Origin of the sequence: Bradyrhizobium sp. WSM1253 (genome assembly GCF_000244935.1) — a bacterium.
In the GTDB taxonomy this organism is placed as follows: Bacteria; Pseudomonadota; Alphaproteobacteria; order Rhizobiales; family Xanthobacteraceae; genus Bradyrhizobium; species Bradyrhizobium canariense.
Genome location: NZ_JH600073.1, coordinates 4,684,917 through 4,709,130 on the forward strand (window position 1 = coordinate 4,684,917; position 24,214 = coordinate 4,709,130).

At 64.5% G+C, this 24,214-nt stretch carries 25 protein-coding genes and 1 tRNA gene; 10 read left to right on the forward strand and 16 right to left on the reverse strand.

Going from position 1 to position 24,214, the window contains the following annotated elements:
* Positions 1 to 13: 13 nt before the first annotated feature.
* Positions 14 to 754, reverse strand: coding sequence for a sulfate transporter family protein (locus BRA1253DRAFT_RS23605; protein WP_007598514.1), 741 nt, complete (start codon positions 752 to 754; stop codon positions 14 to 16).
* 192 nt (positions 755 to 946) lie between these two features.
* Here BRA1253DRAFT_RS23605 and BRA1253DRAFT_RS23610 point away from each other — a divergent pair, with 192 nt between their 5' ends.
* Entirely contained in the window at positions 947 to 2,140 is a 1,194-nt protein-coding gene (locus tag BRA1253DRAFT_RS23610; protein WP_007598515.1) for a CoA transferase, read from the forward strand.
* Complete coding sequence (locus tag BRA1253DRAFT_RS23615; RefSeq protein WP_007598517.1) at positions 2,137 to 3,084, forward strand: hydroxymethylglutaryl-CoA lyase; 948 nt, start codon at positions 2,137 to 2,139, stop codon at positions 3,082 to 3,084. The genes BRA1253DRAFT_RS23610 and BRA1253DRAFT_RS23615 overlap by 4 nt, the downstream gene beginning before the upstream one ends.
* Before the next feature lie 404 nt (positions 3,085 to 3,488).
* On the opposite strand, the gene BRA1253DRAFT_RS23620 is transcribed toward BRA1253DRAFT_RS23615, so the two are convergent.
* Positions 3,489 to 5,924: a heavy metal translocating P-type ATPase gene (locus BRA1253DRAFT_RS23620; RefSeq protein ID WP_007598519.1), complete on the reverse strand. Its 2,436-nt coding sequence runs from the start codon at positions 5,922 to 5,924 to the stop codon at positions 3,489 to 3,491.
* Positions 5,925 to 5,974: 50 nt separating this feature from the next.
* On the opposite strand from BRA1253DRAFT_RS23620, the gene BRA1253DRAFT_RS23625 reads away from it, so the two are divergent.
* Entirely contained in the window at positions 5,975 to 6,250 is a 276-nt protein-coding gene (locus BRA1253DRAFT_RS23625; protein WP_007598521.1) for a metal-sensitive transcriptional regulator, read from the forward strand.
* Positions 6,251 to 6,479: 229 nt separating this feature from the next.
* On the opposite strand, the gene BRA1253DRAFT_RS23630 is transcribed toward BRA1253DRAFT_RS23625, so the two are convergent.
* The gene (locus BRA1253DRAFT_RS23630; protein ID WP_007598522.1) at positions 6,480 to 7,457 is read right to left on the reverse strand and encodes a YiiX/YebB-like N1pC/P60 family cysteine hydrolase; all 978 of its coding nucleotides are present in this window, start codon (positions 7,455 to 7,457) and stop codon (positions 6,480 to 6,482) included.
* 192 nt (positions 7,458 to 7,649) lie between these two features.
* On the opposite strand from BRA1253DRAFT_RS23630, the gene BRA1253DRAFT_RS23635 reads away from it, so the two are divergent.
* Positions 7,650 to 9,029, forward strand: a complete 1,380-nt coding sequence (locus tag BRA1253DRAFT_RS23635) for an FAD-dependent oxidoreductase (RefSeq protein ID WP_007598524.1) — start codon at positions 7,650 to 7,652, stop codon at positions 9,027 to 9,029.
* A 157-nt stretch (positions 9,030 to 9,186) separates the two neighbouring features.
* On the opposite strand, the gene BRA1253DRAFT_RS23640 is transcribed toward BRA1253DRAFT_RS23635, so the two are convergent.
* The 4 genes from BRA1253DRAFT_RS23640 to pheS all read right to left on the reverse strand — a co-directional run bounded on the left by BRA1253DRAFT_RS23640 (position 9,187) and on the right by pheS (position 14,025).
* A complete protein-coding gene (locus tag BRA1253DRAFT_RS23640) occupies positions 9,187 to 9,957 on the reverse strand; it encodes a sulfite exporter TauE/SafE family protein (RefSeq protein ID WP_007598526.1) in 771 nt (256 codons plus the stop codon).
* Between the two features lie 23 nt (positions 9,958 to 9,980).
* On the reverse strand, positions 9,981 to 12,389 hold the full coding sequence (gene pheT / locus BRA1253DRAFT_RS23645; protein ID WP_007598528.1) for a phenylalanine--tRNA ligase subunit beta: 2,409 nt from the start codon (positions 12,387 to 12,389) through the stop codon (positions 9,981 to 9,983).
* Complete coding sequence (locus BRA1253DRAFT_RS23650; protein WP_007598532.1) at positions 12,386 to 12,856, reverse strand: endonuclease domain-containing protein; 471 nt, start codon at positions 12,854 to 12,856, stop codon at positions 12,386 to 12,388. The genes pheT and BRA1253DRAFT_RS23650 overlap by 4 nt, the downstream gene beginning before the upstream one ends.
* Before the next feature lie 86 nt (positions 12,857 to 12,942).
* Entirely contained in the window at positions 12,943 to 14,025 is a 1,083-nt protein-coding gene (gene pheS / locus BRA1253DRAFT_RS23655) for a phenylalanine--tRNA ligase subunit alpha (RefSeq protein WP_035995359.1), read from the reverse strand.
* A gap of 150 nt (positions 14,026 to 14,175) precedes the next feature.
* Between pheS and BRA1253DRAFT_RS23660 the strand changes: the two genes are divergently transcribed.
* Positions 14,176 to 14,586, forward strand: a complete 411-nt coding sequence (locus tag BRA1253DRAFT_RS23660; RefSeq protein WP_007598536.1) for a hypothetical protein — start codon at positions 14,176 to 14,178, stop codon at positions 14,584 to 14,586.
* 3 nt (positions 14,587 to 14,589) lie between these two features.
* On the opposite strand, the gene rplT is transcribed toward BRA1253DRAFT_RS23660, so the two are convergent.
* Positions 14,590 to 14,949: a 50S ribosomal protein L20 gene (gene rplT / locus BRA1253DRAFT_RS23665; RefSeq protein ID WP_007598538.1), complete on the reverse strand. Its 360-nt coding sequence runs from the start codon at positions 14,947 to 14,949 to the stop codon at positions 14,590 to 14,592.
* A gap of 80 nt (positions 14,950 to 15,029) precedes the next feature.
* Positions 15,030 to 15,230, reverse strand: coding sequence for a 50S ribosomal protein L35 (gene rpmI, locus BRA1253DRAFT_RS23670; RefSeq protein WP_007598540.1), 201 nt, complete (start codon positions 15,228 to 15,230; stop codon positions 15,030 to 15,032).
* Positions 15,231 to 15,500: 270 nt separating this feature from the next.
* On the opposite strand from rpmI, the gene BRA1253DRAFT_RS23675 reads away from it, so the two are divergent.
* The gene (locus tag BRA1253DRAFT_RS23675) at positions 15,501 to 15,905 is read left to right on the forward strand and encodes a hypothetical protein (RefSeq protein ID WP_007598546.1); all 405 of its coding nucleotides are present in this window, start codon (positions 15,501 to 15,503) and stop codon (positions 15,903 to 15,905) included.
* Between the two features lie 106 nt (positions 15,906 to 16,011).
* On the opposite strand, the gene infC is transcribed toward BRA1253DRAFT_RS23675, so the two are convergent.
* Positions 16,012 to 16,551 carry a translation initiation factor IF-3 gene (gene infC / locus BRA1253DRAFT_RS23680; RefSeq protein ID WP_085349942.1) on the reverse strand — a complete coding sequence of 180 codons (540 nt, stop codon included), beginning with the start codon at positions 16,549 to 16,551 and terminating at the stop codon, positions 16,012 to 16,014.
* Between the two features lie 249 nt (positions 16,552 to 16,800).
* Between infC and BRA1253DRAFT_RS23685 the strand changes: the two genes are divergently transcribed.
* Both BRA1253DRAFT_RS23685 and BRA1253DRAFT_RS23690 read left to right on the forward strand, forming a co-directional pair.
* The gene (locus BRA1253DRAFT_RS23685; RefSeq protein WP_007598548.1) at positions 16,801 to 17,625 is read left to right on the forward strand and encodes a carboxylesterase; all 825 of its coding nucleotides are present in this window, start codon (positions 16,801 to 16,803) and stop codon (positions 17,623 to 17,625) included.
* A 149-nt stretch (positions 17,626 to 17,774) separates the two neighbouring features.
* Complete coding sequence (locus BRA1253DRAFT_RS23690; protein WP_007598549.1) at positions 17,775 to 18,242, forward strand: nuclear transport factor 2 family protein; 468 nt, start codon at positions 17,775 to 17,777, stop codon at positions 18,240 to 18,242.
* A 17-nt stretch (positions 18,243 to 18,259) separates the two neighbouring features.
* On the opposite strand, the gene BRA1253DRAFT_RS23695 is transcribed toward BRA1253DRAFT_RS23690, so the two are convergent.
* The 3 genes from BRA1253DRAFT_RS23695 to BRA1253DRAFT_RS23705 all read right to left on the reverse strand — a co-directional run bounded on the left by BRA1253DRAFT_RS23695 (position 18,260) and on the right by BRA1253DRAFT_RS23705 (position 21,090).
* The gene (locus BRA1253DRAFT_RS23695) at positions 18,260 to 19,057 is read right to left on the reverse strand and encodes an acyl-CoA thioesterase domain-containing protein (protein ID WP_035993858.1); all 798 of its coding nucleotides are present in this window, start codon (positions 19,055 to 19,057) and stop codon (positions 18,260 to 18,262) included.
* A gap of 201 nt (positions 19,058 to 19,258) precedes the next feature.
* Positions 19,259 to 20,449: a tRNA epoxyqueuosine(34) reductase QueG gene (gene queG / locus BRA1253DRAFT_RS23700; protein WP_007598552.1), complete on the reverse strand. Its 1,191-nt coding sequence runs from the start codon at positions 20,447 to 20,449 to the stop codon at positions 19,259 to 19,261.
* Positions 20,398 to 21,090: a glutathione S-transferase family protein gene (locus tag BRA1253DRAFT_RS23705; RefSeq protein WP_007598553.1), complete on the reverse strand. Its 693-nt coding sequence runs from the start codon at positions 21,088 to 21,090 to the stop codon at positions 20,398 to 20,400. Before BRA1253DRAFT_RS23705 ends, queG begins: the two co-directional genes overlap by 52 nt.
* A gap of 170 nt (positions 21,091 to 21,260) precedes the next feature.
* Between BRA1253DRAFT_RS23705 and BRA1253DRAFT_RS23710 the strand changes: the two genes are divergently transcribed.
* Positions 21,261 to 22,067 (forward strand): undecaprenyl-diphosphate phosphatase, encoded by an 807-nt coding sequence (locus BRA1253DRAFT_RS23710; RefSeq protein ID WP_007598554.1) that lies wholly within the window; start codon positions 21,261 to 21,263, stop codon positions 22,065 to 22,067.
* Between the two features lie 218 nt (positions 22,068 to 22,285).
* Here the strand turns inward: BRA1253DRAFT_RS23710 and BRA1253DRAFT_RS23715 are convergent, their stop codons facing one another.
* The gene (locus BRA1253DRAFT_RS23715) at positions 22,286 to 23,251 is read right to left on the reverse strand and encodes a complex I NDUFA9 subunit family protein (protein ID WP_007598555.1); all 966 of its coding nucleotides are present in this window, start codon (positions 23,249 to 23,251) and stop codon (positions 22,286 to 22,288) included.
* A 162-nt stretch (positions 23,252 to 23,413) separates the two neighbouring features.
* Here BRA1253DRAFT_RS23715 and BRA1253DRAFT_RS23720 point away from each other — a divergent pair.
* A tRNA-Leu gene (locus BRA1253DRAFT_RS23720) sits at positions 23,414 to 23,500 on the forward strand.
* Positions 23,501 to 23,570: 70 nt separating this feature from the next.
* Here the strand turns inward: BRA1253DRAFT_RS23720 and BRA1253DRAFT_RS23725 are convergent.
* Complete coding sequence (locus BRA1253DRAFT_RS23725; RefSeq protein ID WP_007598560.1) at positions 23,571 to 23,870, reverse strand: type II toxin-antitoxin system RelE/ParE family toxin; 300 nt, start codon at positions 23,868 to 23,870, stop codon at positions 23,571 to 23,573.
* Positions 23,867 to 24,124, reverse strand: coding sequence for a type II toxin-antitoxin system ParD family antitoxin (locus BRA1253DRAFT_RS23730; RefSeq protein WP_007598561.1), 258 nt, complete (start codon positions 24,122 to 24,124; stop codon positions 23,867 to 23,869). The genes BRA1253DRAFT_RS23725 and BRA1253DRAFT_RS23730 overlap by 4 nt, the downstream gene beginning before the upstream one ends.
* Between the last annotated feature and the right edge of the window lie 90 nt (positions 24,125 to 24,214).

Sequence of the window (24,214 nt, forward strand, 5' to 3'; positions counted from 1 at the left end):
AGGGAGCGTCCCCTCACCGCATCTGTCGCGCCGGCTCGATCAGCTCGGGCCGCGGGCCTGAGAGCCGCTTATGCATGTGGACCATGAAGGCCATGGCGAAGATCGGCGTCGCCAGATTGACGATCGGGATCGAGACGAAGGCTGCGATGAACAGGCCCGCGGTGAAGATGGTCGCGGCATTGTCGCGCCGCATCGCCTTGGCTTCCTCCGGCGAGCGAAACCGCATCGCCGCGAGCTCGAAATATTCGCGGCCGAGCAGCCAGGCCGTGGCGAGGAAGAAGACCAGGAAACCGGCGCCGGCGAACAGCACCAGCGGCAACGCGATCAGGTAGACCAGGATCGTCAGCAGCGCGGTCTTGACGCCCTCGTAGATCGCCTGGCTGAACGGCAGCGCGACGCCCGGCCGCTCCGCCGGATAGTGCTCGCGCTCGACGATGTCGGCGACGTCGTCGACGAACAGGCTCGCCACCAGCGAGGTGATGGCGGGCATCAGGAACACAGCCCCGAACACGACGCCGAAGCCCGCGGCGATCGAAATGATCCAGGACAACACCTCGAGCGATGAGTGCCAGCCCGGACCGAGCAGGCCTTCCAGCCAGGCCTCGCCATAGGTCGCAAACCAGCTCAGGAGCCGCTGCAAGCCGATCGCCAGCACGATGATCAGCACCAGTGCGACGCCGATCGACCGCCACAGGATCGAGCGCATCGGCGGCGAGATCATTTGCGACAGCGCCTTGACGGCGGCATCCAGCATGGGAGTACCTCTCACGAAATCACCCGCGAGAGGTAGACACCCCGGGCCACTTCGGCAAGGGAGATCGGCGGCACCGCTTATGGCCGGATTGACCGCCCGCATCAACGAAGCCACGATGAATTCGGCAAGACCGTTGCTTCACCAACCCGCTTGACAACAAGCGGAACCAGCCGGGCAAAGGAACAGGCGCATATGGCGACGGAAGAATCGGTGGCCGGATTGCCGCTTGCAGGCGTGCGCGTCATCGAGATGACCCACATGGTCATGGGCCCGACCTGCGGCATGATCCTGGCGCAGCTCGGAGCCGACGTGATCAAGGTCGAGCCGCCCGCGGGCGACAAGACCCGGAGCCTGGGAGGCATGGGCACCGCTTTCTTCCCGTTGTTCAACCGCGGCAAGCGCAGCGTGGTGCTGGATTTCGAGAAGCCTGAGGATCTCGACACCATGCACCGGCTGCTGGCGACGGCCGACGTGTTCCTGGAGAATTTTCGCGACGGCCAGCTCGCGAAGCAGGGGCTTGGCGCCGACGAACTGCGCCGCCGGCATCCGGAGCTGATCATCGCCGGCCACAAGGGTTTCCTCTCCGGTCCCTACGAGCACCGCCCCGCGCTCGACGAGGTCGTGCAGATGATGGCGGGGCTTGCCGCCATGACCGGCACCAGCGAAAAGCCCCAGCGTGTCGGCTCGTCCGCCAACGACATCATGGGCGGCATGTTCGGTGTGATCGCGATCCTCGCTGCGCTCTATCAGAAGCGCGGGGGACAACGCGACGGCGCCGACATCCGCATCGGCCTGTTCGAGAACTGCCTGTTTCTGGTTGCCCAGCACATGGTCGAATACGAGATGACCGGCAACAAGCCGCGCTCGATGCCGGAGCGCGAGCATGCGTGGCCGATCTACGACATCTTCGAGACCGCCGGCGGCGAGCGCATCTTCATCGGCGTCGTCACCGAAGGCCATTGGCAGAGCTTTTGCCGCGAGTTCGGCCTGACTGAATTCCTCGATGATCCCGCCTTGCGCACCACGACCGATCGCATTCTGGCGCGTGGGCGGATCATTCCGCGCGCGGCCGGGATCATCAGGCAGTGGGACGTGGCAAGACTGTCGCAGAGGCTCGATGCGCTCAACATCTGCTTTTCTGCGATCAACCGGCCCGAGGATCTCTTCACCGATCCGCATGTGCTGCGGCCGGGCGGCCTCGTCAACAATGTCACCGCCGACGGCAAGCCGTTCCGGGTGCCGGCGCTGCCGATCGAGTGGAACGGCAGCCATATAGGCGAAGGCCTGAGGGTCGCGCCGCTCGGGGGCGACACCGCGACCGTTCGCGCCGAGATCAACACCGAAAATGAAGACGCCACGTCAAAAACAACAGGGAGGCGCGCATGAGCCGGATTCAGGAGATTTACCCCGCAGAACGCGTCAGCCTGCGCGAAGTCGGCCTGCGCGACGGGCTCCAGCTCGTGAAGAAAATTCCGTCGACCGAAGCCAAGCAACGCTGGGTGCGCGAGGAATATGCCGCCGGTGTGCGGCATTTCGAGGTCGGCTCGTTCCTGCCGGCGAAGACGTTTCCGCAATTTATCGATGTTCGTGATGTCGTCGCGACCGTCGCTTCATTGTCCGGCGCGCATGGCATCGCGCTTGCGCTCAACGAACGCGGCGTGAACGAGGCGCTGGAATCCGGCGTCGGCGAAATCGCCTCCGTGGTCTCGGCAACGGAAGAGCACAGCCAGGCCAATGCGCACCGCTCGCGCGAGTCCGCGATCGCCAATCTGAAACGCCTGTGCGAGATGCGCGATGGCACCAGCCACAAGCCGCTGGTCAACGCGGCGATCTCGATGGCGCTGGGCTGCTCGATCACCGGGGCGGTCGACCCTGCAGAAGTGCTGCGGCTGGTCGACAAATGCCTGGAGGCCGGTGTCGATTTCGTCGGCATCGCCGACACCGTCGGCTATGCCGGGCCGAAGCAGGTGGCGGAGCTGACGCGCGCCGCGGTGAAGCTCGCGGGGTCAAAGCCGATCTGCATCCATCTCCACGACACCCGCGGCATGGGCATCGCGAACGCGGCCGCGGCGCTCGACGAAGGCGCGCGTATCCTCGACGGCTCGCTCGGCGGCCTCGGCGGCTGCCCCTTCGCTCCCGGCGCGACCGGCAATGTCGTGTTCGAGGATCTCGTGTTCCTGTGCGAGAGCAAGGGCTTTGCGACCGGCATCGATTTGGAGAAATTGATCGCGGTGCGCAGGATCCTGCGCGAGGAAATGCCGAATGAGCAGCTCTACGGCGGCCTCGCCCGGGCGGGATTGCCGGGTGGGAGCGCGGCGAAGGCGGCTTAAATCCGCAGGGTGGAACGCTCTTCCCTTCTCCCCTTGTGGGAGAAGGTGGCGCGAAGCGCCGGATGAGGGGTGGCTCTCCGCGAGCTCGAAGCGGAGTAGTCGCGGACACATACTCCTCACCCGTCTCCCACAAGGGGAGAGGGGAACGCACCGCCTGCGCGGCAAATCTACTCATGCCGGTGCGCCTGCTTCCGTGCCTTCGCCTGCTTGCTGTCCCCGTCGGGATCATCACCACGCGGCCATAACGCACGCCGCGTTCGGCGATGATGTGGTAGCCCGGATGGAGCGAAGCGCAATCCGTGGCGGCTTCGATACGTGGACAGATCCCGGATTTCGCTCCGCTCCATCCGGGCTACGCGCATCTTACCTCGTTTCGTGAACGGTGCGAGAGAGAGGGCGCTCGCTCACAGCCGCGTTGCCCGCAGCCGCAGCGCATTTCCAACGACGCTGACCGAGGACAGCGCCATCGCGGCCGCGGCGATGATCGGTGAGAGCAGCACGCCGAAGGTCGGATAGAGAATTCCGGCCGCGATCGGAATGCCGGCGGCGTTGTAGATGAAGGCGAAGAACAGGTTTTGCCGGATGTTGCTCATCGTCGCCTGCGACAGTTTTCGCGCCCGCACGATGCCGGTGAGATCGCCCTTCAGCAGCGTGACGCCGGCGCTCTCCATCGCCACGTCCGTGCCGGTGCCCATGGCGATGCCGACTTCGGCTGCGGCCAGCGCCGGCGCGTCGTTGACGCCGTCGCCGGCCATCGCGACGCTGCGGCCGGCCTTCTGCAACTTTGTCACCACCGCGCTCTTCTGATCCGGCAGCACCTCGGCCTCGACATCGGCGATGCCGAGCCGGCGTGCGACGGCCTCGGCCGTGGTGCGGTTGTCACCGGTCAGCATGATGACCTTGATGCCTTCGGCTGCCAGTGCCTTCAGGGCCTCGGGCGTGGAAGCCTTGACCGGATCGGCGATCGCGAACAGGCCGGCAAGCCGGCCGTCGACCGCCATGTTGATCACGGTCGCGCCATCGCCGCGCAGCCGTTCGGCCTCGCCATCGAGTGCTTGGGTGTCGATGCCGATCGACGTCAGATATCTGGCATTGCCGAGCACGATGGTTTTGCCGTCGACCTTGCCGGTCGCGCCCTTGCCCGTCGGTGAATCGAATTGCTCGACCTGGCCCAGCGCGAGCTGCTTCTCCTTTGCGGCGCGCATGATCGCATCGGCCAGAGGATGCTCGCTGGCGCGCTCGACGCTGGCGGCCATGCGGAGGATATCATCTTCCGCAAAGCCGGTGGCCGGCACGATCGCGACCACCTTCGGCTTGCCCTCGGTCAGGGTGCCGGTCTTGTCGACCACCAGCGTGTCGATCTTCTCCATTCGCTCCAGCGCCTCGGCGTTCTTGATCAGCACGCCTGCCTGCGCGCCGCGGCCGACGCCGACCATGATCGACATCGGAGTCGCCAGGCCAAGCGCGCAGGGGCAGGCGATGATCAGCACGCTGACGGCGGCGACGAGGCCGAAGGCCAGCCGCGGCTCCGGCCCGAACCAAGCCCAGGCCGCGAAAGCAGCGACCGCGACCGCAATCACTGCCGGCACGAACCAGCCCGCGACCTGGTCGGCGAGACGCTGGATCGGCGCGCGCGAGCGCTGCGCGTCCGCAACCATCTGCACGATCTGCGACAGCAGCGTCTCACGCCCGACCTTGTCGGCGCGCATGATGAAGCTGCCGGATTGGTTGAGCGTGCCGGCGATCACCTTCGCGTCCGTCTCCTTGGTCACCGGCATGGATTCGCCTGTGACCAGCGACTCGTCGAGCGAGGAACGACCTTCCAGAATGACGCCGTCGACCGGCACTTTTTCGCCAGGACGCACGCGCAAGCGGTCACCGGCATGAAGTGCGTCGATCTCGACCTCGTGCTCGCCGCCGTCAGCATCGACCCGGCGCGCGGTCTTCGGCGCGAGCTGCAGCAGCGCCTTGATCGCACCCGACGTCGCGTCGCGGGCGCGCAGCTCCAGCACCTGCCCGAGCAGCACCAGCACGGTGATGACCGCCGCCGCCTCGAAATAGACCGCGATCGCGCCTTCGTGGCCGCGGAAGGTGGCCGGGAAAATCTGCGGCGCGATGGTGCCGATCAGGCTGTAGACATAGGCAACGCCCGTGCCCATCGCGATCAGCGTGAACATGTTGAGGTTGCGCGTCAGCAGCGACTGCCAGCCGCGGACGAAGAACGGCCAACCGGCCCACAGCACCACGGGCGTGGCGAAGACGAGCTGGATCCAGTTCGACAGCGTCGCATCGATCCAGTTGTGCGGGCCCGCGAGATGGCCGCCCATCTCCAGCACGACGGCCGGCAGCGCCAGCGCGCCGCCGATCCAGAACCGCCGCGTCATGTCGGCAAGCTCAGGATTGGGGCCGGTCTCCAAACTTGCCACTTCCGGCTCCAGAGCCATGCCGCAGATCGGGCAGGTGCCGGGTCCGGCCTGGCGGATCTGCGGATGCATCGGACAGGTGTAGATCGTGCCTGCGGGCATCTCGGGCTGGGGTGTCTTCTCTTTGGCGAGATATTTTGCGGGGTCGGCGGCGAATTTGGCGCGGCAGCCGGCCGAGCAGAAATGGAAGGTCTCGCCATGATGGTCGAAGCGGTGCTTGGACGTCGCGGGATCGACCGTCATGCCGCAGACGGGATCGCGGACTTTTGCCGCGGCGCCGTGGTCATGCGCGTGATCGCCGTGCGCGCCGCAGCAGGACGCAGCCGCGGGCTTGTCGACCGGGGCACCCTTACTGGAACAGCCGCATCCGGAATGTGTTTCCGGCTTGTGATGGTGCTCGTGTTCCGCGTCGTTCATTGCCACGCTCCGGCCTTGCAAATGATACCCCAGGGGGGTATATAGTCCGCATGCGCAAGGACATCAAGGCATCTGTCGGAAAACGTCTCGGCCGGATCGAGGGGCAAGTTCGCGGCCTCTCGAAGATGGTCGAGGAAGACCGCTATTGCATCGACATCGTCACGCAGATCTCGGCGGTGCGCGCCGCGCTGCGCCGGGTCGAGGAAGAGGTTCTGAAAGATCACGTCGCCCATTGCGTCGAGCATGCGATCGCGAGCGGCGACAAGGCCGACCAGCGCGAGAAGATCGCGGAGCTGATGGCGGTGATCGGGCGGGCGGAGCGGTAGGTTCTGCTCGTCGCTCCCTTGCGACGCTCGCACAATTGCGGAGAGGGATGCGCGATATTTCCTCTGGCGTCGTCCTGGCCTAGTGCGCAATTGCGCACGGGAGCCAGGACCCATACCGCGGAATCCATCGAGCTTGCCAGGTAGCCCTACCGAACGACGAATCTTCGCCAAACGTCTCTCTGGGATAATGGGTCCTGGCTTTCGCCAGGACGACGCAGGGCAGTCGAGGCTACGCCGCCCTTTCGCGCGCCCGACCGCGCCGCCTTGGGCGGTCCATGGCCAGCTTCTTCAGCCGCCGGAAGCGCTCCGAGACGGTGATGCGATCGACCCTCTCCGCTGGATGCGCGCTCACTTCTTCAGCCGGAAGCGGCGCCTCTTCGTCAAGCGCTTCAGGAACGAGCGGCGGCGCACTGAACGTTTCTGGAAACACACTGAATGTGCCGGCTACCTCCTCGAGCGGCTTCTGCTTGTCGGCCCAGTGCAAGGCGGTGTAGTCGAAGCCGTGCACGATGGTGGGTTTGACGACCTCGAAATAGGGCGAGATGTCGAAGTCGCGGGGCATGTAGAGCGAGGAATCGCGGATATGCAGGATCTCGCGGCGGGCAGCACGGCTGCCGGCCTTGGTGATCTTCGGCAGGATCGGATAGCGCACGGCGTCGAACGCCTGCGCGATCAGGGCCGAGCAGATGATCTTGGTGGGATCGCCCGAGCCGATCGAGATCATGCGGCGCCGCCAGCGCTGCGGGATCGGCAGCGGAAACAGAAAGCGCATCAGGTCGACGATGTTCTTGGTGTCGTAGCCGAAGCCGATGCGGTTGATCGCATAGCGGCAGACCGTGGTGCGGTCCTCATAGGACAGCCCGACCGGGCGGCAGACGCGGGTGTGATAGGGGAAATATTTCGACAGCGGCGCGGAGGTGACGCCTTCGCCGATATTGGCCTCGATCAGCACGTGCGGCTCGCCGTCGGGCTCTTCCGCGCCCTCGATCGGGCCGACATAGAGTGCGCCGTGGGACCAGGTCGACTGCGTCAGATATTTGATGATGCCGGAGATGCGGTTGTTGCCCTCGACCAGCAGCACGTCGCCGGGCTCCATGATGCCGCGCAGATGCTCGGGGTCGCTCGGCGTGAACGGCTCATAGCCCGGCACCTCCTTCGAGAGGTACGCGGCAATCAGCTTGCCGACTGAATCCAGGACCGTCCCCATTTCAAAACTCCCCCACGGCCTTTTCCGGCCGTCTTTTTCTCTTCTCTACCATGGTCGGAACGTGTTGCAATTCGGTTCATCGCTCCGTGACATCAAGCACGATTGATTCACCATGATGGTTGCCGCGCAACATCAGATACGGCAAGGTTCGCTAGCTGTTCCCGTTTGCTGCAAGTCTCCGGAAACCATGCCATGACAATCACGCGCCGCAGCTTCCTATCGGCGTCGGCGGGCCTTGCCGCGATGCCGGTCCTGCGCGCAACCGCCGCGACCCTGCCGCGCGAGGCTGACATTGTCGTGATCGGCGCGGGCGCGGCCGGAATTGCCGCGGCGCGGCGCATCATGGCGGCCAATCGCAAGGTCGTGGTGGTGGAAGCGGCGTCGCAGATCGGCGGCCGCTGCATCACGGACACGACGACCTTCGACACGCCGTTCGATCGCGGCGCGCGCTGGATGCACAATCCCGACACCAATCCGATGATCCGGCTGGCGCGCAGCGCCGGGCTCGACGTTCTGCCGGCGCCGTCAGGCCAGAAGATGCGCATCGGCCGCCGCAACGCACGGGCCGGCGAGACCGAGGAGTTCCTGGCGGCGCTGGTGCGCGCCAACCGCGCCATCGACGAGGCCGCGCGCGGCAAGCTCGATACCGCCTGCGCCTCGGTGCTGCCGAAGGATCTCGGTGATTGGGCCGGCGCGGCCGAGTTCATGCTGGGCGCGAGCTTCGCCGGCAAGGACCTGAAGGAGCTGTCTGCGATCGACAAGGCGCGGGCACAGGATCGCAACGCCGCGATCGCCTGCCGCCAGGGCCTGGGGACCCTGATCACCAAACTCGGTGAGCAGGCGCCGGTCGCGTTGTCGACGCCGGCGAGCCGGATCGTCTGGAGCAATCGCGACGTCAGCGTGGAGACACAGGCCGGCAGGATCGCCGCACGCGCCGCCATCATCACAGTCTCGACCAATGTGCTGATTTCGGGCGCGATCAAGTTTGGGCCTGACATTCCCAAGCGCACGCTCGATGCTGCATCGAAGCTCACGCTCGGAAGCTACGATCACATCGTGCTGCAACTGCCGGGCAATCCGCTCGGCCTGTCGCGCGACGACATCCTGATCGAGCAGAGCAACTCGACGCGCACGGCGCTGATGTTCGCCAATATCGGCGGCTCCTCGCTGTGTTCGATCGATGTCGGCGGCTCGTTCGGCCGCGATCTCACTCAGCAAGGCGAGAAGGCGATGACGGCCTTCGCCAGAGAATGGATGACGAAGCTGTTCGGCAGCGAAGTCGCCGCGGCCGTGCAGAAAGCGAGCGTGACGCGCTGGAACGCCTCGCCGTTCGTGATGGGTGCGATGTCGGCGGCCTCGCCCGGCGGTCAGCTCTCGCGAAGAATCCTCGCGGAGCCAATCGGCAACATGTTCCTCGCCGGCGAAGCCACGCACGAGACGCTGTGGGGCACTGTCGACGGCGCCTGGGAAAGCGGCGAGCGCGCCGCGGACGCAGCCTTGCGCAAGATCGGCGCGCTGAAGGATGAGCCGGCCGACGTGCCGACGAAGAAGCGCAGGGCGCCGCGGCAATAGGGCAATTGATTCAGCCGTCGTCCTGGACAAGCGCAGCGCAGATCCAGGACCCATTACCCCAGGAAGTCGTTTGGCGAAGAGTTGTGGTTGTCAGTCGCGCTACAAACGCTGACCGGGGTAATGGGTCCTGGCTTTCGCCAGGACGACAATGGATGGCTTACCGCAAAATCCCATCCAGCAGCGGTAGTCCCGCGACCACCGCGATCGCGATCAGCGCGTAGCAAATGGCGCGAAACACCTTTTCGCTGGCACGGCCGAACAGCGACGCACCGAAGGCGACGCCGATCGCATAGACCGGACCGACGATGAGCGAGAGCACGAGCGATTCGCGCGAGATCAGGCCGGTCGTCGCATAGCTGACCATCGAGAAAAAATCCGACGCGCCAAAAAACAGCAAGATGTTGGCGCGCGCGACAATCGGGGCGATGGGACGGCCGAGCCAGTAGCCGACGATCGGCGGGCCGCCGGTCTGGGCGAGGCCGCTGCAGAAGCCGGAGAGGCTGCCGATGCCGACCGAGAGCCAGGCATGGTCCTTGCCGCGATAGCGCCAGCCCGACAGTAGCAGAAGCAACAGCGCGGCGACGAAGCAGGAGATGATCCATCGCGTCGTGACGGGTTCGAGCACGCTGAGGAAATAGGTGCCGACGGGCACGCCGACAAGCGCGCCCAGCACGATCACGGCGGTGGCCTTGCGGTCGGCCTTGCGCCAGGCGTCGGGCAGCAGCGGCGCGGCCGCGACGAAATCGATCACGAGGAGCAGCGCGGCAACCAGACGCGGCGCCGCGATGCTGCTCGCCAGCGGCATGAAGATCAGCGCCGAGCCGAAGCCGGAGAAGCCGCGCGCGGTGCCCGAAACGAAAGCGACGGCGCAGAGCGCCATCGCAATGGTGAGGCTGACGTCCTTCGGAAGAAAGTCAGTGAGACTCATGCTCTATGATTTCTCGAGCATGATCATGCTCTCAAAGTGCCGCCGGTCTTCTTCGTCACCTCCGCCACGATCTTCGCGCCAACGGCCTCGATCTCCTGGTCGGTCAGGGTCTTTTCGCGCGGCTGGATCGTCACCGCGATTGCGATCGACTTCTTGCCGTCGTCGATGCCCTTGCCTTCGTAGACGTCGAACACGTTCACAGCGGTGATCAGCTTCTTGTCGACGCTCTGGGCCGCGCGCACGATGTCGCCGCCCTTCACGGTGCGGTCGACGATGAAGGCGAAGTCACGCGACACGGGCTGAAATGCCGACAGCTCGATCACGGGCTTGGCACGGGTCGGCTTCTTCTTCGCCTCGGGGATGCGGTCGAGGATCACCTCGAACACCATCAGCGGGCCACCGGCGCCGAGCGCCTCGAGCGCGCGCGGATGCATCTCGCCGAAATAACCCAGCACGTTCTGCGGCCCGATCTGGATCGTACCGGAGCGCCCGGGGTGCAGCCAGGACGGGCCGCCCGCGACGATCTGAAGGGCCTGCATCGGTGCGCCGGCGGCAGCGAGCACCGCGAGCGCATCGGCCTTGGCGTCGAACAAGTCAGCCGGCGCCGAACCCGACCAGTGCCGTCCGAGACCCTGCGATGACGCAAAGCCGCGGCGGACGCCGCTTGCCGCCATGAACTGATCCTGCGGGCGATCGCCCTTGAACACCTGCCCGACTTCGAACAGCGCGACATCGCCAAAGCCGCGATCGGCATTGACCTGCGCCGCCGCGATCAGGCCGGCCAACAGGGTCGGGCGCATGTCGGACAAATCCGACGCGATCGGGTTGGCTACCTCGAGTTCGCGCTGGCCGCCGCCGAACAGCTTTGCGGCAGACTTGGTGATGAAGGACCAGGTCACCGCTTCGATGATGCCGCGGCTCGCCAGCGCGCGCCTGGCGCGGCGGGTGCGGAGCTGGAGCGGGGTCAGCACGGGTTTGCGTGCGTCCTCGCCGCGCTCGAACGGCGTCATCGGCACCTTGTCGACGCCGTGGATGCGGACGACTTCCTCGACGATGTCGGCTTTGCCGTGCACGTCGGTACGCCACGACGGCACGGCGACCTTCACGACCGGACCCGGGCCCGCCATCATGAAGCCGAGATGGGTCAGGATGCGCTTCATCTCCGGCATCGGCACTTCGATGCCCGACAGCCGCTTGACCTCGTTGACCGGAAAATCGATCACGCGGTCGTCGCCGAAGGTCTTGCCGACGACGACGTTCTCCGACGGCGTGCCGCCGCACATCTCCAGCACGAGTTTGGTCGCGAGCTCTAGCCCGGGCACCATGAAAGCCGGATCGACACCGCGCTCGAAACGGTAGCGCGCGTCCGAATTGATGCCGAGCTTGCGGCCGGTCTGGGCGATGTTGATCTCGTTCCACAGCGCCGATTCGATCAGCACGTCCGTGGTGGTCTCGTCGCAGCCCGAGGCCTCGCCGCCCATGATGCCGGCGAGCGATTCGACGCCGTGCTCGTCCGCGATCACGCAGACGTTGGGATCGAGATTGTAGGTGCGGCCGTCCAGCGCGAGCAGCGTCTCGCCGTCACGGGCGCGGCGCACCACGAGATGGCCCTTCACTTTCTTCGCGTCGAACACGTGCAGCGGCCGCGCGCGGTCGTAAGTCATGAAGTTGGTGATGTCGACCAGCGCGTTGATCGGACGCAGCCCGATCGCGGTCAGCCGCTTCTGCAGCCACTCCGGCGACGGCCCGTTCTTCACGCCGCGCACCAGCCGCAGCGCAAAACCCGGGCACAACGTCGCGTCCTCGACCGTGACCTTCACCGGGCAAGGAAATTCGCCCTTGATCGGCTTGATGGTGGGGTCCTTGAACTTGCCCATGTCGGCGGCGGCAAGATCGCGCGCGATGCCGTGCACGCCGGTGCAGTCCTGCCGGTTCGGTGTCAGATTGATCTCGACCACGGGATCGCCGAGGCCGGCCCATGCAGCGTAAGCAGCGCCGATCGGCGCATCCGCGGGCAATTCCATGATGCCGTCATGGTCGTTGGAAATCTGCAATTCGGCCGCCGAGCACAGCATGCCGCGGCTCTCGACGCCGCGGATGGTGCCGACCCCGAGGGTGATGTCCTTGCCGGGAATGTAGGTGCCGGGCGGCGAAAACACGCTGACAAGACCCGTCCGCGCATTCGGCGCGCCGCACACCACCTGCACCGGCGCGCCACCGTCGCCGGTGTCGACCATGCAGACGCGCAGCCGATCGGCATTCGGATGCTGCTCGGCGGAGATCACCTTCGCGATGGTGAAGGGCTTCAGCGCCTTCGCCTTGTCCTCGATGTTCTCGACCTCGAGCCCGATCATGGTGAGCTTCTCGGCAAGCTTATCCAGCGGCTCGTTTGTGTCGAGATGTTCCTTCAGCCAGGAGAGAGTGAATTTCATGGCTGTGTGCCTCGGCTCTTGTCGGTGTTCACTGAGTTGCTTTTGTCGGTGTCAATGTTCCCTCCCCCCTTGTGGGGGAGGGTCAGGGAGGGGGGTAAGCCGCGGGCTCCGGCGGATGCCGCCTGGCGGATTGCCTCAACAACGCCCTCCAGATTTGTCATCACCTGCTCGTTGGTGAAGCGCAGAACCTGAAAACCCTCGGCAGCAAAGAACGCATCGCGCCGTTGATCCGCCTTTTGGCGCTCTTCGAAATCGTGAGATTCCCCATCGACCTCGATGATGAGTTTTGATGAGAAACAAACGAAATCGGCGATGTAGTTTCCGATCGGCGTCTGACGTCGGATGCCGACACCATCCATCCGGTTAGCTTTCAAATACCGCCACAGCAGTGTTTCGGCGCGCGTCATCGCTTGGCGAAGCTGCTTCGCCCGGCTGCGCTGACGTTCGCTCACAACTGCGTGCGGCATCCGCGGCTACCCCCCTCCCTGACCCTCCCCCACAAGGGGGGAGGGAACGGAGAGAGTCTTTGCGTACGTGCGTCCGGGCAAGCCCATCACGAGCTCAGCCCTCCCGCCAGCGTCGGCACTTCGAGCGGCTTGAAGCCGTAATGGGAGAGCCAGCGGACGTCGCTGTCGAACAGCTGGCGCAAATCGGCGATGCCGTATTTCAACATGGCGATGCGGTCGATGCCCATGCCCCAGGCGAAGCCCTGGTACTCGTCGGGATCGATGCCGCAGGCGCGCAGCACGTTCGGATGCACCATGCCGCAGCCGAGAATCTCGAGCCAGTCCTCGCCCTCGCCGAAGCGGATCTCGCCCTTGTCGCGGCGGCACTGGATGTCGACTTCCAGCGACGGCTCGGTGAACGGGAAGAACGAGGGCCGGAAACGCATGTTGATATGGTCGACCTCGAAGAACGCCTTGCAGAACTCGTGCAGGATCCATTTGAGGTGGCCGAGATGCGAGTGCTTGTCGATGACGAGGCCTTCGACCTGGTGGAATTGCGGCGTGTGCGTCGCATCCGAATCGATGCGATAGGTGCGGCCCGGGCAGATCACGCGGATCGGCGGTTTCTGGCTCAGCATGGTGCGCACCTGCACCGGCGAGGTGTGGGTGCGCAACAGCATGCGCGAGCCATCCTCCTTCGGATGGAAGAAGAAGGTGTCGTGCATCTCGCGCGCGGGATGGCCTTCCGGAAAATTCAGCTTGGTGAAGTTGTAGTCGTCGGTTTCGATATCCGGGCCTTCGGCGACCGAGAATCCCATATCGGCGAAGATCGTGGTCAGCTCGTCCCAGACCTGGCTCAGCGGATGGATGCGGCCGGCTTCAGCCGGCGCATCGCGCAGCGGCAGGGTGACGTCGATGGTTTCCGACGCAAGCCGCGCGTCGAGCGCCGCCGATTTCAAGACGTCGCGCCGCGCGGCGAGTGCCTCGGTGACCTTGTCCTTGGCCTGGTTGATCGCAGCACCTTGGGTCTTGCGTTCGTCCGGCGACATTTTTCCGAGCGTGGCAAGCAGCGCCGAGATCGAACCCTTCTTGCCGAGGGCTGCGACGCGCACCGCTTCGAGGGCGGCCTCGTCGCCGGAGGCGGCGATCTGGTCGAGGATGGATGTTTCGAGCATTGCGAGGTCGGACACGGTCAAATCCCTGCTGCCAAATTCGGCTGGGTTGTCGCCGCCCGAAGGCCGTAACGTCAAGCGAAAAGCCGGTGATTCGGGCTGACGAGCGGCTGGGTTGAACCTCGCGCGGGAGGCTGGCACCAAGGAGGATATGAGGAGACTTTCGCGATGCTCTCAAGATCCGGTCTGGCTGCTCTCGCTGTCGTTCTCTCTGTCACGAGCACCCCGGCGCGCGCCATGGTCTGCATGGAGAAATCCATGACGCTGGACGAGGTCGTCGACACCATCGGTGCCCAGAAGGGCTGCGAAAGCGCGATGAAAGTGTTTCAGGATTGCCAATTGACCGCGAGCGGCGATGTCCAGCTCGGCGCCGCCGTCGAGAAGAAATGCGAGGCGGACTTCATGCCCAGCCTCAACAGTGCGCGGAAACAGGCTTACCAACGCGATTTGCGCGTGTGCGACCGGAAGTACCGGAATAAATCCGGCACCATGTATCTGTCATTCACCGCATTCTGCCGGGCGGAGATCGCCCAGCGCTACTCGCAACGCGCGCTGAAGGCCGGCGGAGCCGGCCGTTAGGCTTCAGGCCGCCAGAGCGGCTTTGGCCTTCTCGGCGATCGCCTGGAACGACGCGGGCTCGTTGATCGCGAGATCCGACAGCACCTTGCGGTCCACGGTGATCCCGGACTTGGCCATGCCGTCGATAAAGCGGCTGTAGGTCAGGCCGAACGGACGCACGGCGGCGTTGATGCGCTGGATCCAGAGCGCGCGGAACGTCCGCTTCTTGCGCTTGCGATCACGGAAGGCATACACGAGAGCCTTCTCGACCGCCGGCTTGGCGGTGCGGATCGTGTTCTTGCGGCGGCCGCGGAAACCCTTGGCGGCCTTGTAGACTTTCTTGTGCTTGGCGTGGGCGGTCACACCGCGTTTGACGCGAGCCATGACAAATATCCTTCAGAAGTGACTTGATGTTCGGATCGCCGCGAAAGCTGCGGCGCGGGTGGCAATGATCGTGGACGCGATCAGGCGTTCGGCAAGAAGTACTTCTTGACGTTGTCGCCGTCGGTCTTGAACAGCACGGCGGTGCCGCGCAGCTGCCGGATCTGCTTCTTCGTCCGCTTGATCATGCCGTGCCGCTTGCTACGATGCGCGAACATCACTTTGCCGGTGGCAGTCACCTTGAAGCGCTTTTTAGCGCCCGATTTGGTCTTCAGCTTGGGCATTTGGCTCTCCTAATGGCCATAGAAATCCGCCCGCAAAGGCGGCTGGCCGTCAAAATGCTCGTTAGAGCGTTGATTGTGCTCAGGTTTTACGAACAAGCGCGAAACCCGCACGGACACCGCCACGGCAGCCCTTAATCAGCCGGGCAATGAAGGCTGGGCTTATGACAGAGGACGGGCGAATTGGCAACGATGAACCGGCGGAACCTAGCCGCCGACTATCCGGAATTGCTATCTTCATGTCCGGGCCGTGTCGCCCGGAGCAGGACCAGAATGCCCCATTTTTCCCAATCGCTTCCGTCTTTGACTGATTTCGCTCGTCCGCGCCGCCTGGCGCTGTTGGCCGTGCTCGCCATGGCTGCGTTTCCCTCGACTGCCGATGCGCGCATCCGCGGCTATGACGGAGTCTGGAACGTCACCTTCGCCACCACCCGCGGCAATTGCAGCTCCGGCTACAGCGTTCCCTTCACCGTCGCCGGCAGCCGGGTGTCGTCCGCCGGCGGTGGCCGGGTCTCCGGCAAGGTCAATCGCAGCGGTACCGTCGCGGTCCAGGTCTCGGTCGGGGCGTCCCATGCCAGCGGCGGCGGTCGGCTTGCCGGCGTGAACGGCGCCGGTTCGTGGAGGGGTATCATCTCCGGCGATCAGTGCAGCGGCACCTGGCAGGCGACGAGGAGTTAGTCGCCAAGCATTCGATGCGCTCCCTCCCCTTCTTCCTCGGCCAAAACAAAACGGCCCGCCGGAAGGCCGGACGGGCCGTTGAACTCTCAATCCTGAACAACTCGCGTCAGCGCGGCGCCAGCACCATGACGACCTGACGGCCCTCGAACCGCGCGTCCTGCTCCACCTTGGCGAGCTCGGCGACGTCGGTCTTGATCTTGTCGAGCAGCTTGGTGCCGATCTCCTGGTGCGCCATTTCGCGGCCGCGATAGCGCAGGGTGATCTTGACCTTGTCGCCTTCTTCGAAGAACCGCTGCATGGCGCGCATCTTCACTTCGTAATCGTGGTCGTCGATCATCGGGCGGAGCTTGATCTCCTTGATCTCGACGATCTTCTGCCGCTTGCGGGCTTCGGCGGCTTTTTTCTGCGCGGAATACTTATACTTCCCGTAGTCCATGATCTTGCAGACGGGAGGGCTGACGTTCGGCGAGATCTCGACCAGATCCATGCCGGCTTCCTGGGCCAGGCGGATAGCCGCGACGGTCTCGATGGTGCCCTTGTTGTCACCGGTCTGATCGATCAGCTGGATCTGCGCATTGCGAATGTCGTCATTGATGCGCGGCCCGTCTTTGGCGGCAGTGGGCGGGGCTTTATTGGGACGGCGAATGGGTGGTTCTCCAAAGTTATGAAAAGAGGCGGCTATTTTGCAGGAAGATACGGTTGCCGGCAAGCAATCGCTCGTGCGGCGGTCGAAAAAGCCTCAAATGCGAGGCATTTTGGCCACGGCGGGGCACGCAGAGGGACATAGACACCTTGCTTCCGTTCCGCAAGCGTCCCAAAGGGCAAATGCCGACGTCCGGCTGCGCTGCGGAGCGCGTCCGGACAGCTCAAACTGCACAGCCAGAGTAAACGTTCCATGACCCCTGCAATTCCCGATGCCGTGCTCGACTTCATCGATGTGGGCGAGGGCCCGTCCGCACGCCGGATCGCAGTGCGCCGCCGCGCGACGCAAGAATCTGGTCAAGAATCTGCTCAAGGACCGGGGCTGGTCTGGCTCGGCGGGTTCAAATCGGAGATGCGGGGCAGCAAGGCCGTGGCGCTGGACGAATGGGCCCGGGATCACGGCCGTGCATTGGTCCGGTTCGATTATTCCGGCCACGGCGAATCCGGTGGCGATTTCGCCGACGGAACCATCGGGCGCTGGCTCGAGGAAAGCGTCGCGGTGTTCGAGCGGTTCTGCGCCGGCCCGCAAGTCCTGATCGGCTCGTCCATGGGCGGCTGGATGGCGCTGTTGCTCGCGCGCGAAATCAAAAAGCGGCAAGAGACACAGCAAGCCAAAGCCTCGCTGGCGGGCCTGGTGCTGATCGCGCCGGCGCCCGATTTCACCGAGGAGCTGATGTGGAAGAATTTTTCGGCCGCGGTGAAGAAGGAGATCGAGACCAAAGGCGTCTGGCTGAGACCATCGGATTATGGCGACGGCTCGCCCTATCCGATCACGCGGAATCTGATCGAGGAGGGGCGCAACCATCTCGTGCTCGGCAGCGCCATCGACCTCGGCTGTCCCGTTCGCATCCTGCAAGGAGCGCAGGATCCTGACGTGCCCTGGCAGCACGCGTTCGCGCTGACTCATCGCCTGCCCGCCGACGATGTCGTGCTGACCATGATCCAGGACGGCGATCACCGCCTCTCGCGCCCGCAGGACATCGCCCGCATTCTTGCCGCGGTGGCCGAGATCGGGTGAAATCGCGACCTAGCACTCGGTGTCGTCGCCCGACTTGATCGGGCGATCCAGTATTCCAGAGGCGCTCGTGCTCAAGCCGAGAAGCCGCGGCGTACTGGATGCCCCGGTCACGCCCGGGCATGACTGAGAATGGGAGGGGAGAATCGCCGATGACCACCACCGCCATGCTGCGCGCCTTCTGCGACGCGGTCGAACAACGCAACGGAAAAGCCTTCGCTGATCTCTTCACCGAGGACGGCGTCTATCACGACGTGTTCTATGGCGCCTTCGCCGGCCGCGAGAAGATCGCCGCGATGATCGACGACTGGTTCTACCGCACGGCGACCGACTTCCGCTGGGACATGCACGACCCGGTATCGAACAGCACCACGCTCTATGCGCGCTACACGTTCAGCTATCGCTCGACCTTGCCGGAGGCGAATGGCGCGCGGGCGATGTTCGAGGGCGTGGCGATCATGACGCTTCGAGACGGCAGGATCGTCAGCTATCACGAGGTCGCGAACACCGCGCCGGCGTTTGTCGATTTGAAGTTTGCACCTGATAGAATCGCGAAGATCGTCGCCAGGCAGGGCGCGGAACTCAAGGCGCGGCCGGAAATGCAGCGGCACTTGGGTTAACCGTCGTTGTTGCGCACCTACCGCTTCGACGGGTTTACCATCGGCTTGCGCTGCGCCAGCGCCGCAACTGTGGCGGTGCCGATCGGGCCCGCTTCATCGTACAGCCAGCACTCGCCGATCGCCACACCATCGGTGGCCTGGTGGTTCACGACGTCGAAGCCGATCCAGTTCGTCACCGGCAGGCGGTGCAGATAGATCGTGACGTCGCTGTTGATGTAGCCGAGCCCCTTGTCGCCGGCGTTGGCGAACGGACTGGCGAAGTCCGCGCCGGTAGCGACACGGACGAACGGCGTCATCGGCACGCCCGCGACCAGCTCGCGCACCTCGCTCATCCAGAGCTTTCGTGGCCCGAGCGAGCCCATGTGGCCGACGATCGGTCGCGTGGTCCATTTGCCGTTCATGCCGAGCCTGGGATCGGTCGGCTTGGGAATGTCGGCCGGCTTCGGCACGTCCCAGTTCGGCGGCGACCAGACATTGCCGTCCGGATTCTGCGTTCGCCGCAACAGCTGGCACGAAGCGCGCGCCATGCCGACGCCGCCGGATAAGAACTCTGCTTCCACGACGCGGATGCGCATCCCGTCGCGCACCAGACGTGTCGTCATCTCGATCGGCTTGTCGATGGTCGGAAGCCGAAACATATCGACGGTCAGCCGCGCCGGCACGAATTCGGGGCCGGAATGGCGCTCCTCGATGGCGAAGCCGAGCAGGCCGATGATGACGCGTCCGTGCAGCGATTTCGGATCCCACGGGCCGTTGGCGACTTCCGTCGGATGGAATGTGTCGCCGTCGCGGGTGAAGAAAGGCATGTTTGTCATGACGCGCGACTTTGCGGGAAGCTGCGGGGAAATCAAGATGCTCAATCCTCATGGTGAGGAGGCGCGAAGCGCTCTCATCACAACAACGGTGTCATCGCCCGGCTTGACCGGGCGATCCAGTACTCCGAGACGGCTGTGGTTCAGTCGAGACGCCGCGGCGTACTGGATGCCCCGCTTTCGCGGAGCATGACAGCGGAGGAACTAGGAGGCGGTGCGCCACTCCTCATGCACGCTTTCGTCGCGCTCGCCAACAATCGCATTCGTCCTGATCGTTTCGAACTCATCCCGCGGCATCAACTGCCCTAGCGCCCACACCGCAGCCCCGCGCACCAGCGCGCTCTCATCCTCCAGCAATCGCCGCGCCTCGTCCGCCAGTGCCGCATCGCCGGAGTTGCCGATCGCGATCAGCACGTTGCGCAAAAAGCGCTCGCGGCCGATGCGCTTGACCGGAGACTTCGTGAACAGCGCACGAAACGCAGCGTCGTCGAGCCGTGCGAGCTCGGCGAGACCCGGCGCGCGCAAAACGTCACGTGCGGCGAGCTTGGCCTCGCGGCCCTCCTGCGCGAACTTGTTCCAGGGGCAGGCGGCGAGGCAATCATCGCAGCCATAGATGCGGTTGCCGATGTTTTTGCGAAATTCGCGCGGGATCGGTCCCTTGTTCTCGATGGTGAGATACGAGATGCATCGCCTTGCATCGAGCCTGTAGGGCGCGGGGAAGGCGGCGGTCGGGCAGATGTCGAGGCACGCCCGGCACGAGCCGCAATGATCTATCTCGGAATCGTCGCGCGGCAGTTCCAGCGTGGTGTAGATCGCGCCGAGAAACAGCCAGGAGCCGAATTCGCGCGAGACCAGATTGGTGTGCTTGCCCTGCCAGCCCAGATACGCGGCTTGCGCCAGCGGCTTCTCCATCACGGCCGCGGTGTCGACGAACACCTTCACTTCGCAAGGCTTCACCTCACAAGTTGAGGTCGCGACCAGCCATCGCGCCAGTGCCTTCAGGCGCTTCTTGATGAGGTCGTGATAGTCGTCGCCCTGCGCATAGACCGAGATCGCCGCGCGCGTGCGCTGTTGCAGGATCGCGAGCGGATCCTGGTCGGGGCCGTAGTTGACGCCGAGCATGATGACGCTGCGCACGTCCTGCCACAGCCCGCGCGGATCGACCCGGCGCTCCGGCTGCGCGGCGAGCCAGTCCATGTCGCCATGGCCGCCGGATGCGATGAACTCGAGGAAATGTTTTCCGGCGCTTTCGATCGTGCCGGGCTCCGTGATGCCGATGCAATCGAAGCCGAGCGCACGTGCCTCGTTTGCAAGCGCCGTCTTCAGTTCGGTCGGATCGGAATTCAGAAGTCGAGGTCCACGTAGGTCCGCGACGCCGGCACGCCGGCCAGCCATTCGCTCAACAGCGGACGGAACGACGGGCGGGATTTCACCCGTGCGTACCACGCCTTTGCCGCGTCGTCCTCGCTCCATGGCACGTCGCCCAGATAGTCGATCGCCGAGAGGTGCGCCGCGGCGGCGAGATCCGCGTAGCTGAGCCGGTCGCCGGCGAGGAAATTACGCGTCTGCGCCAGCCAGCCGATATAGGCCAGATGATAGCGCACATTTGCCTTGGCGGCGCGCATCACGTCGGCCGAGGGCGGTCCGCCGCCGTTGTCCTCGCTCATGAAGCGCTTGTAGATGCGCTCGGTGACGAGCGGGTGAGAGACTTCCTCGAAAAACTTTTCGTTGAACCAGGCCATCAGCCGGCGGACCTCGACGCGCTCGCCGATCGTGTCCGGCATCAGGCGCTTCAGTCCCATCTCGGAGCCATAGGCCTCGTCGACATATTCGGCGACGATCGCCGCGCCTGGGATCGGCGGCTGCTCGTCGTCCACCAGGACGGGCGTCGTGCCCGCCGCATTGAGCAGCAGAAATGCTTCGCGCCGCTCCCAGCTGCGCTCTTCGATCAACTTCAGCTCAAGCCCGTATTCTCCCGCGATCAGGCGGATGAACCGCGAGTGCGGGCAGAACGGATGATGAAACAGCGTAAACATGAAGCCTTTGACTATGTGATGGTGCTTAAGAATCCATCAATGTTTTGTGCGGCGCCACACTAGTCATTCAAAACCGCGAAGCAAGGGCGCGACGCCGCATTTTGCGATTGCAGCAAGGGAGCGGATGGGCGAGAAGATCCCCGCTTTTCCAGCCGAAATGGACCGTAAATATGTCAGATGCAATCCGGGCAGTGATCCTCGGCATCATCGAGGGTGTGACCGAGTTCCTTCCCGTGTCCTCGACAGGCCATTTGCTGCTCGCGGAACGCTTCTTCCATCTCGGCGAAGGCGCGTTCTGGGATTCGTTTACGGTCCTGATCCAGCTCGGCGCGATCCTCGCGATCGTCGTGTTGTACTTCAAGAAATTGTGGGACGTCGCAATCGGCATGTTCACGGGCGACGCCTATGCACGCCGCTTCGTGCTCGGCGTGCTGGTGGCGTTCCTGCCCGCGGTCGTCGTCGGTCTCGTCGCCGGCAAATACATCAAGAGCATGCTGTTCAATCCATGGGTGGTGTGCTTCTCGCTGATCGTCGGGGGCGCCATCCTGCTCTGGGTCGATAAGCTCGATCTCAAGGCGCGCGAGCACGACGCCACCCGGTTTCCGCTGCTGATGTATCTCTATATCGGCATCGCGCAGTGCATCGCGATGATCCCGGGCGTATCGCGCTCCGGTGCCAGCATCGTCGCGGCGATGTTCCTGGGGGCCGACAAGCGCGCGGCGGCGGAGTTCTCGTTCTTCCTCGCCATTCCCACCATGATTGGCGCGTTCGCCTACGATTTCTACAAGAACCGCTCCGAGATGACGATGGACCACATGGGCATCGTCGCGATCGGCTTCGTGGTGTCGTTCGTCACCGCGATCATCGTGGTGAAGACGTTCCTGGAATACGTCACCCGCCACGGCTTCGTGGTGTTCGCCTGGTGGCGCGTGATCGTCGGCACGCTCGGCCTGATCGCGCTGGCGCTGGGGCGGTAAACTTCCGAGGACGTCGACGCGCTAAGAAGCGGAGATTCTCGCGACTGTGAGATTCGCACCAAGCCCGCGGTGCACTCCCTCGCCCCGTTCTTACGGGGAGAGGGTTGGGGTGAGGGGCCTCTCTCCACACGTGAGATCGCGGTGGGACCTGTACCCCCTCACCCGGATCGCAAGGGCGATCCGACCTCTCCCCGCAAGCGGGGAGAGGTGAAAAATACCTACGCGCTCTTGCGCTGGAATTGCCCGGCGGCGCGGAAGCGCCAGAGATATTGCGGGGCGATCGCTTCAAGCGAGTCGGGCGTGATGCCGAGGCCTTCCAGCGTTAGCCCAGCGGCCTTCGCCGCGTCCGACACCACATTATCGCGCGCGAGCAGCGTGACCTGGTCCGGCGTCAGCTTCAGCGCGCCCGGCGCGAATTGCAGGAAATTGGCCTTGAAGCGGGCGAGGCCAAACGGCAGCGGCATGAGCATTCGCTTGCGATCGGCGATCTCGAGAATGGCCTCGATGATCTCGCGCATGGTCAGCACTTCCGGTCCGCCGAGCTCGTAGGTCGCGCCCGCCTTGGCCTTGCCGTCGACGGCATCCGCGACCGCGGTGGCGACGTCGCCGACATAGACCGGCTGCATCCTGGTTTCACCGCCGATCAGCGGCACCACCGGCAACATCCGCGCCAGCGCCGCGAAGCGGTTGGTGAACTGGTCCTCGGGGCCGAACATCACGGAGGGGCGGAAGATCGTCGCCGACGGCACCGCGGCCAACACCGCCGCTTCGCCAGCCGCCTTGGCCCTGGCATAGCGCGAGGGCGATTCCGCGTCGGCGCCGATCGCCGAGACATGGATCAGGTCTGCCCCAGCGGCCGCGGCCGCCTTGGCGACGGTCTCGGCGCCCTTGGCCTGGACGGCATCAAAACTCTGCGCGCCGCCCTCGGCGAGGATGCCGACCAGATTGATCACGACATGCGAATCACGCAGCGCCGCCTCGATCGAGGCCGGATAGCGCACGTTGGCCTGCACGGTGTGGACCTGCCCGACCTTGCCGGAGGGCTGGAGGTACCCGGCCAGCTCCGGCCGCCGCACCGCGACCCGGATCCGGTAGTCGCGCCGGCACAGCGCGCGGACGACATTCCGGCCCAAAAACCCCGATCCGCCGAAAACCGTGACGAGCGTGTCCAGATTCGATGCCATGGGATCCATTCCTGGGGTCCGTTCCTGCGGGAAGAGTGCGTCTCGTCAGGCTTGTATCGGGCCGGTTTGCGATGCGCAATCCGCATCCCGAAGCGGGGTTCAAGCATGAATTGACAACCGCGTCACCGAACCGTAGTAACCGCCTCCGTGCCTAACCGGCATGCCCAGGTGGTGGAATTGGTAGACGCGCTGGCTTCAGGTGCCAGTGGCTTAACGGCCGTGAAGGTTCGAGTCCTTTCCTGGGCACCATCTTTTCCCTAAGCGATTGAAATTGCTTGTCGGGCTATCTGCCCGACGTTGAGCAAGCGGCGATCGCGAACTACTCCTCAGGGAACAGCAACGCCTCGTAGTCGCGCGCGCCGTGGAGGATGTGAATGATCTCAACCGCGTCGTCACCCACACGATAGAAAATCAGAAATTGACCGAACGGACGCCTGCGCACGCCAAATTGCTCGTAGCGCGGCACCAAGGGATAGGCGCGTGGGGCGTCCAGCAAAGACTCACATTTTTCTCGCAGCGTGCGAACGAGCTTGAGGGCGCTCGCAGGACTTTGCTCCGCGACATACGCCACGATCTGTTCGAGATCGGCCTCTGCCTCGGCGCTGACGGTGAGGATCACTTGCCGTCCGTCTGGACCGCCAATCTGGCTTCGAGCCGATCGAACACGTCAGAGCCCGCTCTGGTCCGGCCTGCGTCGGCATCTGAGAGTCCGCGTGCAATCGAAGCGTCCAGGGCGGCCAGCCTGGCCTCTCTTTCCTGGACGAGGCGTACGCCCTCACGCAGCACCTCGCTCTTGGAATGGTATCGACCGGACGCCACGAGCTCGTTCATCACGCTCTCGAGCGTCTCTCCTAAATCGGCGCTCACAGCCATACCGGAACCTCCGTTCGACCTCTAATAACTATTATTGGACGCTGGAATTTTCAAGTCTAAACAGCTGCTTGAAAGCTTCGGAAGCCCGCC